Below are 16,983 nucleotides of genomic sequence, written 5' to 3'. Positions count from 1 at the left end.
TCGACGCTTTATCAGCCAACCAAGAATGATAACTATAGTAAGCAATAAAAAAATCCTTGAATAAGGTGCTAATGCTGTTTCTATAAACTCATAGTTTTTGCCAAAGTGATAACCTACAAGCATTAGTAAGATTGTCCAGACACTAGAACCTAGAGCAGTTAATGCTAGAGTGAAAAACGTTTTTGGCAAACATAGCAAAGACAATACCTAAACAATCGAATCTTGTCATAACGCCAAGCACTCATTTATTAATTTGGCTTATTGATTATCTGACGTACAAAGATAGCGAACTTGTCAATGATATTATATGTTTCGCGCCCAGCGCCTCGGTGTACACTCATTAAATCTATGAAGCCATGCGGTGCGCCAAGTACAGTATGAGTCTGTACATTTATACCATTATCTTGTAGCTGCTTGGCATAAGCCAGAGCTTCATCACGTAAAATGTCCAATTCAGCGGCGACGATATAGCTTGGACATACTTGTGTGTTATCACCATGTATGGGCGAAAGAAGAGCGTGCGGTTGCTTTAGGGAGCTATCTTGTAGATAAGCGGCATGAAACACTTTAATGTCGTTATAATCAAGTATTAAGCCTTGACCATATAATTTCCAGCTTGGATAGTCTTCTCCAATATCCGTGACAGGATATAATAATAGTTGGGCCAGTGGACGCGGTAGATTCTCTAGTTGCTGGAAAATATCAATAGTGAAGTCATCAAGCGTATTCATGTATTTTTGTCTATCAAAGGATCGGCTGATAGTGGCATTGCTTACCTGCTGCGCGACCAATGCTGCAAGACCACCGCCCGAGCTATCACCTGCTAAGATAATACGATCGGATGACGCGCCAAGAGTATGAGCATGTTTAGCCAACCAGCTATAAGCCTCAAGGCAGTCTCTAATAGCGGTAGGAGCAGGGTGTTCTGGTGCTAGTCGATAGTCGACACTGACAATCGCCCAGCCAGTGTGCGCACAAACGGCGTGACAAAACTCATGATCTGTATCGACATTGCCAAGACAGAATCCGCCACCATGAAAAAACAGTACAACTATTTTTTCATCGTTATTATAGCCATAATGATTCTGTTCATAGCTTTGGGCGGCACTAGACTTGGCATGATAACAACGAATAATCATCTCGCCACCATCAGCATTGGCAATAGTTTTATCTTGCCAGCTCACCAAATTACCGTTTTTTATATTATTACTGTCTTTACTTTTAATGTTGTCACCAGTATTTGGTTGTTGCCATACATTTGGAGACTGCATAGAGACCATCTCGGCGACAAATTTTTGCCGTAACTGTACTAAATTCGCAATTTGTATAGGCGGCTTAAGCTTGTGGTTCAAGCCGATAATTAGTCTCATATGCGCATCAGCGTAAGGATACTGCTCAGCTGTAGGAGCCCTTAGAGCGTGGTTGAGTTGCTCAAGGACTATCGTTGGTAGATCACCTAGTCCTTTGAGAAAGTAATGCAGTAGGTGTCGCTGATTAGCATGTTCAAACGCAGTAGTTTCTACTACTTTTATTACTTTTGTTAGTTGTGCATCTAGCGGTGGTATGGGCAATATTTTCATAGATCACCTCATTTTGTTAAGGCTAGCATTAGTTATTATCTGATTATAAAGTGAAGGCACTCAAACCTTAACTTTCACTAAGTTACCTGATAAAAATATATAAATAATAGTTATATTACAAGGCTGATACCTGTTGCCAAATCCATAGTATGAGTTAACGACGTGTTGGTATAATCTATACCAAAAAATATACCAATATTCTATACGGTTCGCCACATACTAGAATATTTTAAAACCTTGCAAAACCCCATAAGAAAAGGCTTGCCGCATCGCTGCAAACAAGCCTTCTTCTAAAACAACAAAAAACCCTTACAAGCCAATGCCTGCAAGGGTTTCTGTTGTTTCTGATATATGGTGGGCCCAGTAGGACTTGAACCTACGACCAAAGGATTATGAGTCCTCTGCTCTAACCAACTGAGCTATGGGCCCGGTAGACGCATTATAATACCTGAATTTTTTAAATTTTCAAGTAAAAGATAGTAGGTAAGTCATATTATTTATCTGTTCCTAATTATTATGACCAGCTAACGTCAAGCTACGACCGCCATCAACGCTAATAATTTGTCCGGTGACGTAGCTGACCTGCGCCAAATAAAGCACACTGTGCGCGATATCTTCAGGCGTACCGATGCGCTGCATAGGGATAGAATTGATAATACTTTGCTGCTGCGCGTCATCAAGTGCTTGGTCGCTATCCGCTTCTGGTAAAACATTAACTCCAGGTGCCACGCCGTTAACTCGTACCAGAGGCGCCAACTCCAAGGCTAAAGACTGTACCATCATCCGCTGCGCCGCCTTTGCCATATTATAGACCGTGTAGTGTTTAAAAGGTTTATCATGCGCATGAATATCAAGTAGGCTAATGATACAGCCTTGCCGTGCTTGCAAATAGGGTAGCAATGCTTGGCTTAACAATAATGGCACTTTAGCATTGGTCAGCATTAGCTCATCCCACTGCTCGTTTTCAATACTATTTATAGGGGTGGGGTAAAACCGGGAAGCATTGTGCACCAAGACGTCAAGCTGACCAAAAGCATCCATTACCTTTTGCGTAAATTGGGTTAATGCTTCATCGTCATTAATCAATGCTAAATCTGCTTTTATGACCGCAGCACTATTAGCACGGCTATTATTCAGACTAGCAGCTAAGGCATCGGCCTCCTCTTTACTGTGATGACAATGGATAATGACGCGGTAGCCGTCGTCATGAGCCGCTTTGATAATAGTGGCACCAATGCGCTTAGCGCTGCCAGTGACTAGCATTACTGGTGCACTATTAGTATGAATTTTGGGATAATCAATAAGGCTTTGCGTGATTGCACTCATAGACTAAAACTGACCTTCTTGAGCTTGCAGATGCTCAATGCGGGCCTCTCGCAGAGCCGTACCGATAGCTGCGCCTTTTAAATTGGCATCGATATCATCCATACCGATAGCGTGGAAGCTCTCTAGTGCAAGCATCATCTCACGGTGCTGGATTGCCAGTTTTAACACCTGACTGGTAACCAGTAGCTGCGAGAGTTTTTCGGGCTCCTTATGAGCGCTACAAGCTTGAATAAGGTCTATCTTTTCGGCGGCACTTAGTTTATTGATAGCACGTAGCTTATTAGCTTGGCTAACAAACAAACTGGCAAACTGAGTTTGCGCTTTGGGCACCTTAGCGCTATTACCTATCTCAATGATGTTTTTAGTAGCCGTTGTTTCATCTTCTTTTGAATTAAATAAAGAGAGATCAAGACTTGCCATAAGTAGCGCCCAGCGTTGGGAGAGGTTTAATTGCATTTGTCCAGCAAAGTACAGTGCGGTTTGGACAATCTCTCGAACATGATCGTTTTGCCAAGCACGATCCAAAGGCGCGAAGTGATCGTTTAATGCATCAATTTCAAACAGCTGCTGCCAATAAACATGTGGAGAGGTTTGCATCGTCGCACGGCTAGACTCTTGCCAAATGCGCTCGCTACTTAAATGCGTAAGCTCACCTGATTTTACTAATTGCCGCATGAGATCTATAGTCTCATTAGCGATGTTAAAGCCTAACTCGTAATAACGCCCATAGAATCGTGCGGTGCGCAGTACGCGTAGGGGGTCTTCACTAAAGGCAGGCGAGATGTGACGCAAGATTTTGCTGTCGATATCATCAAGACCATCATAATAGTCGATAATGTTGCCAGTAATAGGGGAGTCGTCAGTAAGGCTTTTGACTTCTATCGCCATAGCATTGATAGTCAAGTCACGACGCTGTAAATCATCCAGCAAAGTTACATCGGGACTGGCCTGCACGCTAAAACCTTGATAACCATGCCCTTGCTTGCGCTCAGTACGGGCAAGAGCGTATTCATCATGAGTGTCAGGGTGCAAAAATACAGGGAAGTCGGCACCCACTTGCTGAAAACCTGCTGCTAACATCTCATCAATGCTTGCACCCACTACCACAAAATCCTTATCTGTCACAGGACGTCCTAGCAGCTGATCACGGACAGCGCCGCCAACAAGATAGACTTGCATAGTAATCTCTCATATATTATTTATGGTTATAAAAAAACCAGTCGCTGCTGTTAAAGATAGCATGGACTGGTTTTTTATAAACGCCTGCTAATACTGATTATTAGCAGGCAGTAGCTCTAAACTTTTTTTATGATTTTTTACGGTTCAGTTTACTGCTGCTCTTCTTCTAAATCTTGCGCTTCTGTTACTGCAAGAGCTGTCATATTGACCACACGGCGCGCCGTTGCAGATGGCGTTAAGATATGCACAGGTTTATCAGCACCTAATAATATTGGACCGATAGAGGCACTATTGGTAGCAGTTTTAAGTAAATTAAAAGCGATATTTGCCGCATCAAGCGTTGGTAAAATAAGCAAGTTTGCCGCCCCTTTAAATTGACTTGAGGGCATATCTTCTAAACGAATACGTTCGTTTAGAGCTGCATCTCCTTGCATCTCACCATCAAAATCAAAGTCAACATTCATCTCAGATAATAATTGGTAGACTTTGCGCATTTTCTTTGCACTAACACTGTCAGAAGCCCCAAAGCTAGAGTGTGATACCAAGGCAACACGAGGGGTTATACTAAAGCGACATAGTTGTTCTGCAGCCAGTACAGTCATCTCAGCCAATTGCTCAGCTGTAGGGTCTTCATGAATGTAAGTATCAGCAATAAAGATATTACGATCTTGCATGAGTACAGCGTTCATAGCATAGAAGTCGTTAACCCCTTCTTTTTTACCAACGGTGTTTTTGACATACTTTAAGTGCATTTGGTAAGGACCGAAAGTACCGCAAATCATACCATCAGCATCACCATTATCCACTAATAGAGCACCGATAAGTGTGGTCTTGCGGCGCACATCACGACGAGCTAGCTCGACACTAACTCCGCGACGCTTGTTTTTTTCATAATAGCCTTGCCAGTATGCTTTGTAACGTGGGTCATCATCTGGATTGACGATAGTCATGTTAACGCCATCTTTTAAACGCAAACCAAGCTTTTCAATATTGGTTTCAATCACTGATGGTCGGCCTACCAAAATAGGCTGAGCCAGTTTTTCATCAACGACAACTTGTACGGCAAGTAAGACATTGTGGTCTTCACCTTCGCAGTAAGCAATACGTTTTGGATCGGTTTTGGCACGAGCGAAGATAGGCTTCATCACAAATGCTGAATTATAGACAAATTCAGATAAATGTTGACGATAGGTACTCATATCTTCAATAGGTAAGGTGGCTACCCCTGAGTCCATAGCAGCCTGAGCAACTGCAGAAGCTATCTCGATAATGAGATTGGGCTCAAGTGGTCCAGGAATCAGGTAGTCACGACCAAACCTACGCATGCTATCAACGTCTTTTACAACGTTAGTCGTTGGTGTTGCCTCTACATGTGCCATCGCAGCAATAGCCCGTACGCAAGCGATCTTCATCTCTTCGTTGACAGCGGTAGCACCGACATCTAAGGCACCACGGAAAATATAAGGGAAACACAAAGCATTGTTAACTTGGTTGGGATAATCTGAGCGACCTGTCGCCATGATCACGTCTGGGCGTACCGAATGCGCAAGCTCTGGCATGATCTCAGGCGTTGGATTAGCAAGTGCAAAAATAATAGGGTCTTTTGCCATGCGCTTGACCATATCAACGCTTAGGATACCAGGCATTGATAATCCTAAGAACATATCGACATCATCCATAACTTCATCAAGTGTAGTAGCATCGATATCACGGACATAGCGCAGTTTGCTTTCGTCAAGATGTTCACGCTTAGTATTGACCACACCGCGTGAATCTAGCATAACTACATTGTTTTTATTTACGCCAAGTGCGCAGATAATATCTAAACAAGATATAGCTGCCGCTCCAGCTCCTGAACAGACCACTTTAATATCTTCAATCTTTTTGCCTGTCAACAACAAAGCATTGAGCATCCCTGCGGCCACAATAATTGAAGTACCGTGCTGATCGTCATGAAAGACTGGGATGTTCATGCGCTCGCGCAGTTCACGCTCAATCTTAAAACACTCCGGCGCTTTAATATCTTCCAAGTTAATGCCACCAAAGGTAGGCTCAAGCGCGGCTACTGCTTCGATAAACTTATCAGGATCGTTTTGGGCCACTTCGATATCAAAAACATCAATACCAGCAAACTTTTTAAATAGTACCCCTTTACCTTCCATCACAGGCTTTGAGGCCAATGGACCAATATTACCCAAACCTAGTACAGCAGTACCATTAGTGATTACCCCAACTAGATTACTACGCGCCGTATATTTGGCAGCCAGTTTTGGGTCTTTTTCAATCTCAAGACAAGGGACAGCAACACCAGGTGAGTAAGCTAATGCCAAATCGCGTTGGTTGGCCAACTGCTTAATAGGGGTAACTGAGATTTTACCGGGTCTTGGAAACTCATGATAATGCAAGGCAGCTTTTTCAAACTGCTCTTTTTCATTGTAATCATTTTTATTTGCAGGGGTATCGTCATTCATAGTAATGGCCATGGTTAGAATAAATTAGATAAGAGAGATTGACGTTCTAAGTCTCAAACAAATGAAGACAGCAACAGATAGTCAATAACTAAGGCTTACAACTAAAAAGTAGCTAAACTACAGCGAGTTCTAATCAAAAACAGTGTGCTAAAAAAACAACTATTCTAACATCATTGTCAAGCAACTGACTAGTCAGAAGCTATGAAAAATGGAAGTGATATAATAAAATGATAACGAACATTTAGTTGCATGATAGAGTTTTAAGAGTATAAATCTTGCATGCCTATGAAGAGCAGCTGATCGGTAGCTGCGGTGCATCTGGAGCAGGGGGCATAGTATCAAGCCCAGTTGCGATATCCTGTACGTTATAAGGATTAGCAAGTAGATTATATAAGCGCTCCACTTCTGTAAACTGACCCTGCTCAGCGGCCACAATAGCCCGCTGCGCCATACTGTTACGCAGGACATAAACTGGATTATTATTCTGTAAACTATCAACAACTTCAGCTTTTGTTAAGGTAGCTGTTTTTGTCAAGTAACGCTCACGCCAGGCTTGATAAAGGGTTAGTGCTTCTGGTGGTAGCTCATTGATCATAGTGACTAGCAATTGCTTTTCATAAGGGTGCGTATCGGGGTCAATTAGACCTAATAACCCGCGAAAGCCGTTGGTATAATCGAGCAAGTTATCTTCTAACAAGGTCAAAAAATCAAAAGCCAGTTGTAAGCTATCGGTCTCATGAGTTAAACCAAGCTTACGGCAAAGCCCCTGCTGATAATGCTGCATAAAAGTAGCTTCATAAGGAGCTAGGCACTCTGCTAGAGCTTCGCGCGTGACATCTGGTAGGCGCATAAAATGTGGCAGCCAAACGTTAAGGTTCCAATAGCCAATAGCAGGCTGATTTTGATAAGCATAGCGTCCAGTATGGTCGGAGTGATTATTAATCCAAGCGGGATTGAAGCGCTCCATAAAACCAAACGGACCAAAGTCTAGCGTACTTCCTGTAATGGATAGGTTGTCAGTATTCATTACCCCATGAGCAAAACCAATCAATTGCCAATCGGCGATCATACGCGCCGTACGCTCAACTACCTTTTGTAAAAAGGATAAGATAGGGCTATCGCTATCACGGCACTCAGAATAATAAGTGTCGATCATATAGTCGGTAAACTCGCCCAGCAGGTCTGGTGCAAAGCTTGCAATCCATTCAATATGACCAAGCCTAACATGACTATCAGCCACACGCATCAATGCCGCACCAGCTTCCATCCGTTCGCGGCGTACTGGCGTATCAGACACCACAAAGCCCAGCGCATTGGATGAGGGAATCCCTAACGTGGTCAAAGCATGACCGCATAGGTATTCGCGTATAGTACTACGCAATACCGCTCGTCCATCACCCATACGCGAATAAGGGGTGAGGCCGATACCTTTAAGATGCAAATCTTGTAGTGTATCGCTATTATCTAATACTTGCGCCATAAGAAGGCCACGGCCATCTCCAAGCTGACCGGCCCACTGTCCAAATTGATGCCCAGCGTACGCCATAGCCAAGGGTTCAAACTCAGTGGGCACATATTGGCCGCCTAAGATATCCACCCAACGGCTCATTAAATCTTCATCCTCAGTCCAGCCAAGCTTTTCTGCTAGAGCCAAATTAAAGTGTCCGGCACGCGGGTTTTTCAGCGCTGTTGGTGGCTGCTTATGGTATAAACGTGGGTCTAGATTGGCATAAGTATTTTGATAGCGCATATATGCTGTCCTATTAAATAAGGTTTTAATCGCCTGCTTGTATCATTAGTGATACCAATTACAAATTACTAAGTTAAGTGGCATTTTAATAAGCGATATCTCAATGAATGACATTTTAAATCGTGTTAACAGTCAATAAGTCTACTATAGCATAGCTGTAGCACGTAGCTGTTAGACTGTGTTTTTATCCTGTAATGCACACTTGTTGTAAACGTTTGCAGGCGCACCTACGTTATTACTACTCTTATTGATAAACCAACTTTAATAACAAAAAAACCCTCCATCTATTTAAGATGAAGGGTAGATGTTTAAAGTAGTTATTAAAATCACAATGTTAAGAAAGTCACGATGTTAAATTGATGTTAAATCAACGTAAGTCGTACTTATTAAGCGGCCTTTTTAGAATGACCAATTGTGCGAAAAGCAATCTTTAAGTTGTCATTATGCTCAAAGATTTTTCGTTCAATCTTGGCATATTCGTGCTTAAGATTATCATCGACTTCATGCAAGCGATCTGCAAATTCTGTCTTTTTCATCTCAATGGCTTTAGCTTTTAGCGCTTGCCATTCTTCAACGGTTTTGGTAAAAGCATCATACTCAAACTTAATCCGGTCTTGGAAGCTCTTCATAACGTGAGGAAGATCAATACCGCTCGCGTTAACGTTATCAATCTGCTGCTGCGCCTGCTTAAATTGCATTTGCACCTCAGCGTGCTTGATCGTAGTATCGTCAATAGTACGCAAATCAGTAGTTAGGCCTACCTTTGATAGACCAGCGATCAACCATTTAGTTGGATCATACTGCCACCATTTCACCCCGTTGCGGTAGTCGTATTGGAAGAAATGATGATAGTTGTGGTAGCCTTCGCCCCAAGTAAAGATCGCTAAGATAAAGTTATCACGTGCTGTATTGGTATCGGTATAAGGACGAGTGCCAAACATATGGCATAGCGAATTGATAAAGAAAGTAAAATGATGAGTCAATACCAGACGCAATAAGCCAGCAAGTACCAAAGTACCCCAGACGTCACCAATTAACCAACCCACTGCAGCGACCAAACCTACGTTTGCAGCCAAAACCCAAAGACCATAATATTTATGCTGGATTTGGAGCACTTTGTCCTTAGTTAAGTCTGGAATATTCTTATAATCAAAGTTACCGCTAGGATAATTGCGCAGCATCCAACCGATATGACTAAAGAAAAAGCCACGTTTCGCTGAATACGGATCATCCATAGGATCGTCAACATGACGATGATGACTACGGTGACCGGAGACCCAATCAAAAGCTGAGCCCTGTACGGCAAGCGTCGAGCCTAGTAGTAAAAAGTTTTTGACCACGGGATGCGCTTTATAAGCACGGTGCGCCAGCAGGCGATGGTAGCCAGCAGTAATACTGATACCTGTCCACACCATAAACGCGCCAAATACACCCCAAACCGGTGCACTCACTTGATGAGTAAATAAATACCACGGCGTAATGATTGCAGCAGCAATTGGTGTTGCCACCAAAATAGTCGCTGGTATCCAGTTAATAGGCGCTTTTTTAAACTCAAGCTCACGTAAGTCGACTGGCTGACTCTTAGTAGAAACATCGCTTTGATCAACCAAGCTTGCACGACTAAGGTTCGTGGCTGGCTGCTCATTAAGCGCGCTCTTAGTTTTAGTACTATCAAACCATGTTTTAAAACGTGTCACTTGCGTAGTAGCATGACGCAGCACAGTGTCACCAGATCTGATAGCGAAACCTAAGCTCTTAAGCGGTAAGTCAATTGCTTTTTTTGCAATCATATAATATTCCTAACGGTATTAGTTTCAGGCTCTATATTACCCTAAAAGCTAAAGAAAGTGAACGTTTATACACTAGAAAAATAGTAAGAAATAACAATAACTTGTATGAGTTATATCTCACTATATTGTAAATACCCTGTTAGGTATCAGGAATTGAGGGAAAGTGTAAACAAAGCTACTATTATGTTAGTGTGTTAAATAATAGCTACATAATGTAAAGCGTTATTACAATGTTAATATTCAGCTCACTTGTAGTCATAGCATCTGTGTTGGAATATCTGTAATAATTACATCAACCTGCCACTGAGCTAGCTGTTTAGCTATTTCGATGTCATTTACGGTCCATGCGCTTACCAGTAAATTATAACGGTGGGCTTCTTGAATAATAGCCTGAGTAATTAGCGGGTGATATATTCCTAGCTGAACACAGCCCAACTGTAATGCAGTATTAGAAGCTGTAGCTAGCAGTTCTGGTAGACGTACTAACAACCCGCGCGGGATGGTTGCCAAAAACTTGTTATGTCGCAATTGGTTAAGGAGTTGCACGTCAAAAGTGGTCAAAACAATAGGGAGGCTGGCAAGAGGGGTATCAACAAAATAGTCTATCAGTGCTTGAATAAGCTTAGAATGAGGAGTGCGACTATGAGTTTTGATTTCTAATTCGATATGAGTAAATTTAGATAGGGGAGAATCAAAGCAAAGGTTCTTAAATAAGAAATAATTAGGAGCTACAAAGCCTTGACTCGATACTTCATGCTCTGGGAGCCATGATTGAGAAGAATCTGAGAGCTTTTGTGCTAGTTTATCTAAAGTGATAATCTGATGCCCTGATTGTAGATGGCGCTCAATCTCTGCAAGGCTAAGTTGGTCTACTCGTGATTGTACCCCGCATAAGCGCTGTAGGGTCTCATCATGGAACACTATTAAATGATTGTCAGCGGTTAGCTGCACATCAAACTCTACGCCAGCCAAGCCGCGTGCATGCAAACCATGAGCGTGCTGAAAAGCAGATAGTGTATTCTCCAACGCTTCGTTACGAGCGCCGCGATGACCTAAGATTCTAGTGTTGCCAAGTTTTACCATAAGTATTTACTACCCCATGGTTATTAATTATCAGTAGCATTTTGAGTCAATAGCTCATACAAGTTACTAATGATGAATAACTCATTTTAAGTACAAATTAGGAGCTTATACAAGGGTTTTGACAAGTTTTTGTTATTTTTTTGCAACTAAAGCGGATATTAAGCTGCTTGATAGGATTTATTTGTATATCAATGGTCTACAGTGGTGACCATCTTCTACAAACCTCGTATAATATCCTGATTTTGAGGTCTATCGTCCAAAATTATTGAGCCTTTGTGGCAACGCGGACGACAATTACAGCAATGCAGACGACAATGCTAGTTACAAATAGCAGAGTAAATGGGGAGCAAAAAAAGATGAGCGTAGTAAATAAAGAACGGTTCAAATGGCAGCAAGTAGCCGGTATTGGTGTGATATGCGGTTTGGCCGTTGTAGGTTGTGATCGCTCGGACAAAGAGGCAGAAACTGAAAGTGCTACTGAGACAGCACAGATCACTACTGAAGAGCCTACAGTGAGTGAAAAAGAAACGCCGCCAGCTGTTAGCTGCGATAATCCAATGGTACAGGAACGTCTCAAAACCGCTCTAAAAAGTACGCTTAATCAACAAGCTCAAACGTTGGCAGCCAATTATGCTAGCGCAGCTGAAGTCAGTATAGACAATAGTGTCATTAGTAGTAAGGTCAATGGTATCTTAATTGATATACAAAATACTGCGGTTTTGCAAGAAGCTAACGCTAATGGTATGACTACCTGTCAAGCTAGTGTCAGTATGACACTACCTAGTGAAGATCTGTATCAAGCCAGTCAAATAGGTGCTGCTAATAATCAGCCTAGTTTGCAAACACGCTTGGCTCAGCAAAACATTCGTATGAATAATAATATGTTAGTCGATGATGCCTTTGCTTATGTTGCAGGCACGCGCGGCGGTCAGATACAAGTGCGTATGGCCGGACAACCCGCCTTAGTCACTATCGTAGCCGATGTGGTGGCAAGCTCAACTGTCAAGTCAGCAGTGGATACACGTCAAGCTGCACGCCGAGCCCAAGAAGCCGAGCGTCAAGCTGAACAGGCAGCAAGACGTCGTGAAGCGGCGCGAATTGAGAGAGAGGAGCGCGCTCGTCAGCCCATTGTCGTGACTCCTATAGAGCCTACGCGTCCAGCTGAACCTGCTGCACCGCCAACACCACCTACTGTTAACGAAAATAATAGTCAAGCAGCGCTACCTAGTGTTGATGCGCAGGCACCTACAACACCGGAGATGCCTAAAGCTGCGCCCAATGATGACAGTATAGATATGGTCATTATCGAGGATGAAAGCGCGGTTTATTAACAACGTCTTTCGTTAAAACCGAAGAGATAAAAATGCTCGTGCTCCAAATGGATGGCGAGCATTTTGTTTTTCGATTAGCTTTTTAATTAGCTTTCTCAGATAGCTTGCTTAAATAGCTTTAGATGATTTCTCAATTATTGCTTATCAATCTTCAAATCCTGTAATACTTGATTGTTCCATAATACCTCAGAGACCTGTGCCGGGTCAGTGCAAAAACGCGCGGCCACAAACAACCAGTCAGACAAGCGATTAATAAAACTAACTGCGGTAGGGCGAATTGCCTGCGCGCGCTGCTGCTGCAACATAACAGCTTGGCGCTCGCTTCGGCGACACACGGTACGGGCTACATGGAGCTGACTGACAAGCACTGAGCCTGTTGGCAAAATAAAATCCTTGAGAGGCGGTAAGTGGTTATTCATGGCATCGATTTGCTGCTCAAGCCAACTGATATGGTCGGCATTGATACCTTCGTATTCTGGCATAGCAAGCTCGCCGCCGATATTGAATAACAAGTGCTGAATAATGATTAAGACTTGAGTAAAATCTATCTCTTTATGCTCTTGTAGGCGCTGCGGTAATCCTTGATCGTTAGCTATTTGTGCTAGATGCGCGCGTACTAAGCCTATGTGCGAGTTGAGCTCATCGATATCCCCCATAACGCTAAATAGACTGTCCGCTTTACTCACGCGGCTACCATCTGCCATCCCTGTACTACCATCATCTCCAGTACGAGTATATATCTTACTTAAACGATTACCCATAGATCGATCCTTTTTATAACTGAATGTTTATTGCTTGTGCGCCTCTTATAGTATTTCATAGTTATTTTCGCTAAGATACAAGGTTATAAAAATGAGCAGCGTTTTAACGCGGTTTATAACGATTAATTCTTCATACTGTAATCAAAAGGTTATTTTATTATGACTACCCCACTTGCCAAGGCGATGTCGCAGCTGTCTATTTACGACTCTTTGTCTGGACGTAAGCAATCATTCAAACCTATCAATGCTGGACAAGTAGGGATGTATGTGTGCGGTATGACGGTGTACGATTATTGTCACATTGGTCATGCTAGGCTGATGGTCGCTTTTGATATGGTCGTACGCTGGCTTACGCAGCTTGGGTACGACGTCAATTATGTGCGCAATATTACTGATATTGATGACAAAATCATTGCCCGAGCCAATGAAAATGGCGAGGCTATTGGGACTTTGACTCAGCGTTTTATCAAGGCCATGCATGAGGATTTTGCCGCTTTGGGATGTCTGGCGCCTGATAGCGAGCCGCGTGCCACTGACTATATTGATGAGATGCAGCAAATGATTGAGACGCTAGTCAATAGCGACTACGCTTATACTGGCAATAACGGTGATGTCTACTACGCTGTCGATAGCTTTGCTGATTATGGCAAACTATCTAAACGTAATCTTGAAGACTTGCAAGCAGGATCACGGGTTGACGTAGAGAGTGACAAGCGTAGTCCCTTTGATTTTGTATTGTGGAAAGCGGCCAAGCCTGATGAGCCGCAATGGGCATCGCCTTGGGGTCAGGGACGTCCAGGCTGGCATATTGAATGCTCAGCCATGTCCACCAAGTCTTTGGGTAATACCTTTGATATCCATGGCGGTGGCCACGACTTGCAGTTTCCGCATCACGAAAATGAGATTGCCCAGTCAGAGGCGGCCACGGGCTGTGAGTATGCCCGTTATTGGATGCATGCCGGCTTTATCAATGTCGATGGCGAAAAGATGTCCAAATCTTTGGGTAACTTCTCCACCATTCGCGAGGTAATCGCAAAGTATCATCCAGAAACCGTACGTTTTTTCTTATTATCCAGTCATTATCGCAGTCAAGTGAACTTCTCAGATAGTGCTTTAGATGAAGCTCATAATAGCCTAAGCAGATTATATCAAGCCCTTAAGTCTACTGAACAGCAATCTGCTGAACAACAACAAGATCAGACCCTAAAGCTTAACGATAACCTAATTAATGAAGCATATGAGAGCAAAGCCGGACAAGATTTTATTGCAGCGATGAATGATGATTTTAATAGCTCAGCGGCTATTAGTGTGCTATTTAAGCTGGCCCGCGACATCAATAAAGCTATCAAAGCTGAAGATACAGTTACAGCGCAGCAGTTAGCGCAGCAGCTCAAAGCCTTAGCCAAGCCGCTGAACATACTACAACAACCAGCCCAACATTTTTTACAGGCGATGGTTGGTGATAAGTCCCAAGACGGTTTGAGCGATGCTAGTATAGATGAGCTAATCCTTGAGCGCGCTAATGCCAAAATCAACAAAGACTTTGCTCGCGCTGATGAGATACGCGTACAATTAAAAGAGGCAGGCATTGAGCTTGAGGATAGTCAAAGCGGTACCACTTGGCGGCGTGCGTAACACTGCACTTAACACATATACTGTTATAAATAAACGCAAACTATAACATCACTACTGATATTAGTAGATAAAGTCAGCTTAACGCTGGCTTTTTTTATGTACTGACTTATTTTACGTACTAGCGCAGCTCACCCTTGGTTTTATAGACGGTATAATTCGATGCCCTTGATAAATTTCTTTTTGATGATCTTGCTTAGCCTTACTCTTAGTCTTCCTGCTTTTTCTAGGGTAGCAGCAGATGAGAGTAGTGTACCTGCAGATGTACAGGATCTAACTAGTGCTCAGCAACCAACACAGCAGCAAGCTTGGGAGCCTGAGGGCTTAATAGAATATATTGAGCAAGAGGTTGAGACGCTCAAAGAAGAGGGACCTGAACTGCTGGGCAATTTGAATGAGGCTTTGGAGATAAGCGAAGAGAGGGCGGCAGCAAAGCAAGCTGATAAGCTACAAGTAGAGACAGGGCTTACAGGTGATTATGATGCAAACTACTATGTTTTAGATGAGCTCAATACAGGCCTGCCAACTTTATCACCACCGCCAAATCTATTAACCCCAATGGCGACATTAGAGTTTTTTCAGACAGCTGCGACGATGGGGCGCTATGATCTGGCCGCTTATGCGCTAAATATGAACTTGTTTGACCCAAGTATTCAATCTAGTCGCGGTACTGAGCTGGCTAAACGTCTTGATTTTTTATTAAATAGAAGAAAGCTTTATAATTTTAATAAGATGCCAGATCGTCCAGATGGGCTGATAGAGCCTTCTCTTGGTGGCGGAACTAGCATTCAGGGCATCTCGCGCCGCTCAATTCGGCTTGGTAATATAGATTATCGCGGACATCGAATACCGATATTTGTGGAAAGGGTTAGGGTAGACGAAAGTGCTCCTGTTTGGGTGTTTTCAGCACAAACGGTTAGTCATATCGATAAGCTTTATGAGCAGTATAAACCGGCAGAGTTTGAAAGCTATTTGCCTGCACTTTTGACCTTACGAGTCTTTGGCATTGCGGTTTGGGAGTACTTTGCTCTACTTGTTTTCTTTATCATAACTTTAGGGCTGGGCTGGGTGGTCAGTAAACTGACAGGGCTAGTGATAAATCGCTATAGTAGTGACAAGAAAGACGGCTCTTATATTGGCCATAAAAAAAGCATTGCAGACTTGATCAATAAGTTTACCGTACCGCTGACCTTTACTATCAGCTTCTCCTTAGTATTTACCTTAGTCTCAGGTGGTTTTCCTTTTGTAGAAGCTATCGCTACTGCCACTCGGCCTATTATCTGGATAATTTTGGTACTGAGTACTATTTGGCTTGGGGTTCGAATTATTAACTTTTTTGCCAATCGTTACGAGGATATCCAAATCGACAGCTTAGGTGATGAAGATTATGACGAATATCGCAAACGCATCACTTATCTATCGGTATTCAGGCGCGTTTTTATCTTTGTTATGGTCATTGGCAGTGTTTGGATTGGCCTGAGCGAATTTGTCAATCTTGAAGGCTTTGGCAAAACCTTGTTGACCTCCGCTGGTATTTTGAGCGTGGTGATTGGTATTGCAGCGCAGCCAACGCTTGGCAATATTGTCGCAGGCTTACAGATAGCTATGACTCAGCCGATACGTATTGGCGATACGATTATGTATGATGGTAACTGGAGCACGGTTGAGGATTTAGGTTATACCTATGCCACTATCAAAACTTGGGACGAGCGCCGCTTGTTTGTACCAATGCGTTATTTTGTGACTGAAACTGTTGAGAACTGGTCACATCCTGACCCGCATCAAACGTTTACCGTATCGATGCTGGTGGACTACGGTATCAAAGTAGATGACGTTCGTAAAAAATACGTTGAAGTGGTGCAGGGTAGTGAGTACTGGGATGGCAAGACTGAGCCTATGCTACAAGTGTTGTCCGTAGATAGAGATACCATTGAGTTATATGGTACTCTAGCGGCTGACAATCCTGATGATGGTTGGATGCTGCAATGTGAGGTTCGCGAGCACCTGCTAGCTTATCTTTACGACGAGCAAAAACCATATCTACCTGCTGAGCGTATCACTTTCAAAGAAATTTGATAGA

General features: G+C 43.0%; 11 protein-coding genes and 1 tRNA gene. 3 read left to right on the top strand and 9 right to left on the bottom strand.

The features are described 5' to 3' along the window. Positions 1-248: 248 nt before the first annotated feature. From ACR63N_RS08190 to ACR63N_RS08155, 8 genes are all read right to left on the bottom strand, one after another. Positions 249-1,580, bottom strand: coding sequence for an alpha/beta hydrolase (locus tag ACR63N_RS08190; protein ID WP_367104331.1), 1,332 nt, complete (start codon positions 1,578-1,580; stop codon positions 249-251). 352 nt (positions 1,581-1,932) lie between these two features. Next, a tRNA-Ile gene (locus ACR63N_RS08185) sits at positions 1,933-2,009 on the bottom strand. Positions 2,010-2,087: 78 nt separating this feature from the next. After that, positions 2,088-2,906, bottom strand: coding sequence for a pteridine reductase (locus ACR63N_RS08180; protein WP_367104332.1), 819 nt, complete (start codon positions 2,904-2,906; stop codon positions 2,088-2,090). 3 nt (positions 2,907-2,909) lie between these two features. Further along, complete coding sequence (locus ACR63N_RS08175) at positions 2,910-4,085, bottom strand: tRNA nucleotidyltransferase (RefSeq protein ID WP_472781826.1); 1,176 nt, start codon at positions 4,083-4,085, stop codon at positions 2,910-2,912. Between the two features lie 149 nt (positions 4,086-4,234). After that, positions 4,235-6,568, bottom strand: coding sequence for an NADP-dependent malic enzyme (locus tag ACR63N_RS08170; RefSeq protein WP_472781825.1), 2,334 nt, complete (start codon positions 6,566-6,568; stop codon positions 4,235-4,237). 271 nt (positions 6,569-6,839) lie between these two features. Beyond that, positions 6,840-8,306 (bottom strand): protein adenylyltransferase SelO, encoded by a 1,467-nt coding sequence (locus ACR63N_RS08165; RefSeq protein WP_367106919.1) that lies wholly within the window; start codon positions 8,304-8,306, stop codon positions 6,840-6,842. Positions 8,307-8,692: 386 nt separating this feature from the next. Next, on the bottom strand, positions 8,693-10,096 hold the full coding sequence (locus ACR63N_RS08160; RefSeq protein WP_367104336.1) for an acyl-CoA desaturase: 1,404 nt from the start codon (positions 10,094-10,096) through the stop codon (positions 8,693-8,695). A gap of 255 nt (positions 10,097-10,351) precedes the next feature. Next, positions 10,352-11,179 carry a glycerophosphodiester phosphodiesterase gene (locus tag ACR63N_RS08155; protein ID WP_367104337.1) on the bottom strand — a complete coding sequence of 276 codons (828 nt, stop codon included), beginning with the start codon at positions 11,177-11,179 and terminating at the stop codon, positions 10,352-10,354. A gap of 356 nt (positions 11,180-11,535) precedes the next feature. Here ACR63N_RS08155 and ACR63N_RS08150 point away from each other — a divergent pair, with 356 nt between their 5' ends. Further along, positions 11,536-12,510, top strand: coding sequence for a hypothetical protein (locus ACR63N_RS08150; RefSeq protein ID WP_367104338.1), 975 nt, complete (start codon positions 11,536-11,538; stop codon positions 12,508-12,510). Positions 12,511-12,644: 134 nt separating this feature from the next. Here ACR63N_RS08150 and ACR63N_RS08145 read toward each other — a convergent pair whose 3' ends face one another. Next, positions 12,645-13,271 carry a cob(I)yrinic acid a,c-diamide adenosyltransferase gene (locus ACR63N_RS08145; protein WP_367110062.1) on the bottom strand — a complete coding sequence of 209 codons (627 nt, stop codon included), beginning with the start codon at positions 13,269-13,271 and terminating at the stop codon, positions 12,645-12,647. Positions 13,272-13,430: 159 nt separating this feature from the next. On the opposite strand from ACR63N_RS08145, the gene cysS reads away from it, so the two are divergent. Both cysS and ACR63N_RS08135 read left to right on the top strand, forming a co-directional pair. Then, on the top strand, positions 13,431-14,906 hold the full coding sequence (cysS, locus tag ACR63N_RS08140) for a cysteine--tRNA ligase (protein WP_367109209.1): 1,476 nt from the start codon (positions 13,431-13,433) through the stop codon (positions 14,904-14,906). Positions 14,907-15,065: 159 nt separating this feature from the next. Beyond that, on the top strand, positions 15,066-16,979 hold the full coding sequence (locus ACR63N_RS08135; protein WP_367109210.1) for a mechanosensitive ion channel family protein: 1,914 nt from the start codon (positions 15,066-15,068) through the stop codon (positions 16,977-16,979). Positions 16,980-16,983: the final 4 nt, after the last annotated feature.

The sequence above is a fragment of the Psychrobacter sp. M4 genome (assembly GCF_055699795.1).
This window is presented reverse-complemented; position numbering and strand designations above follow the sequence as displayed.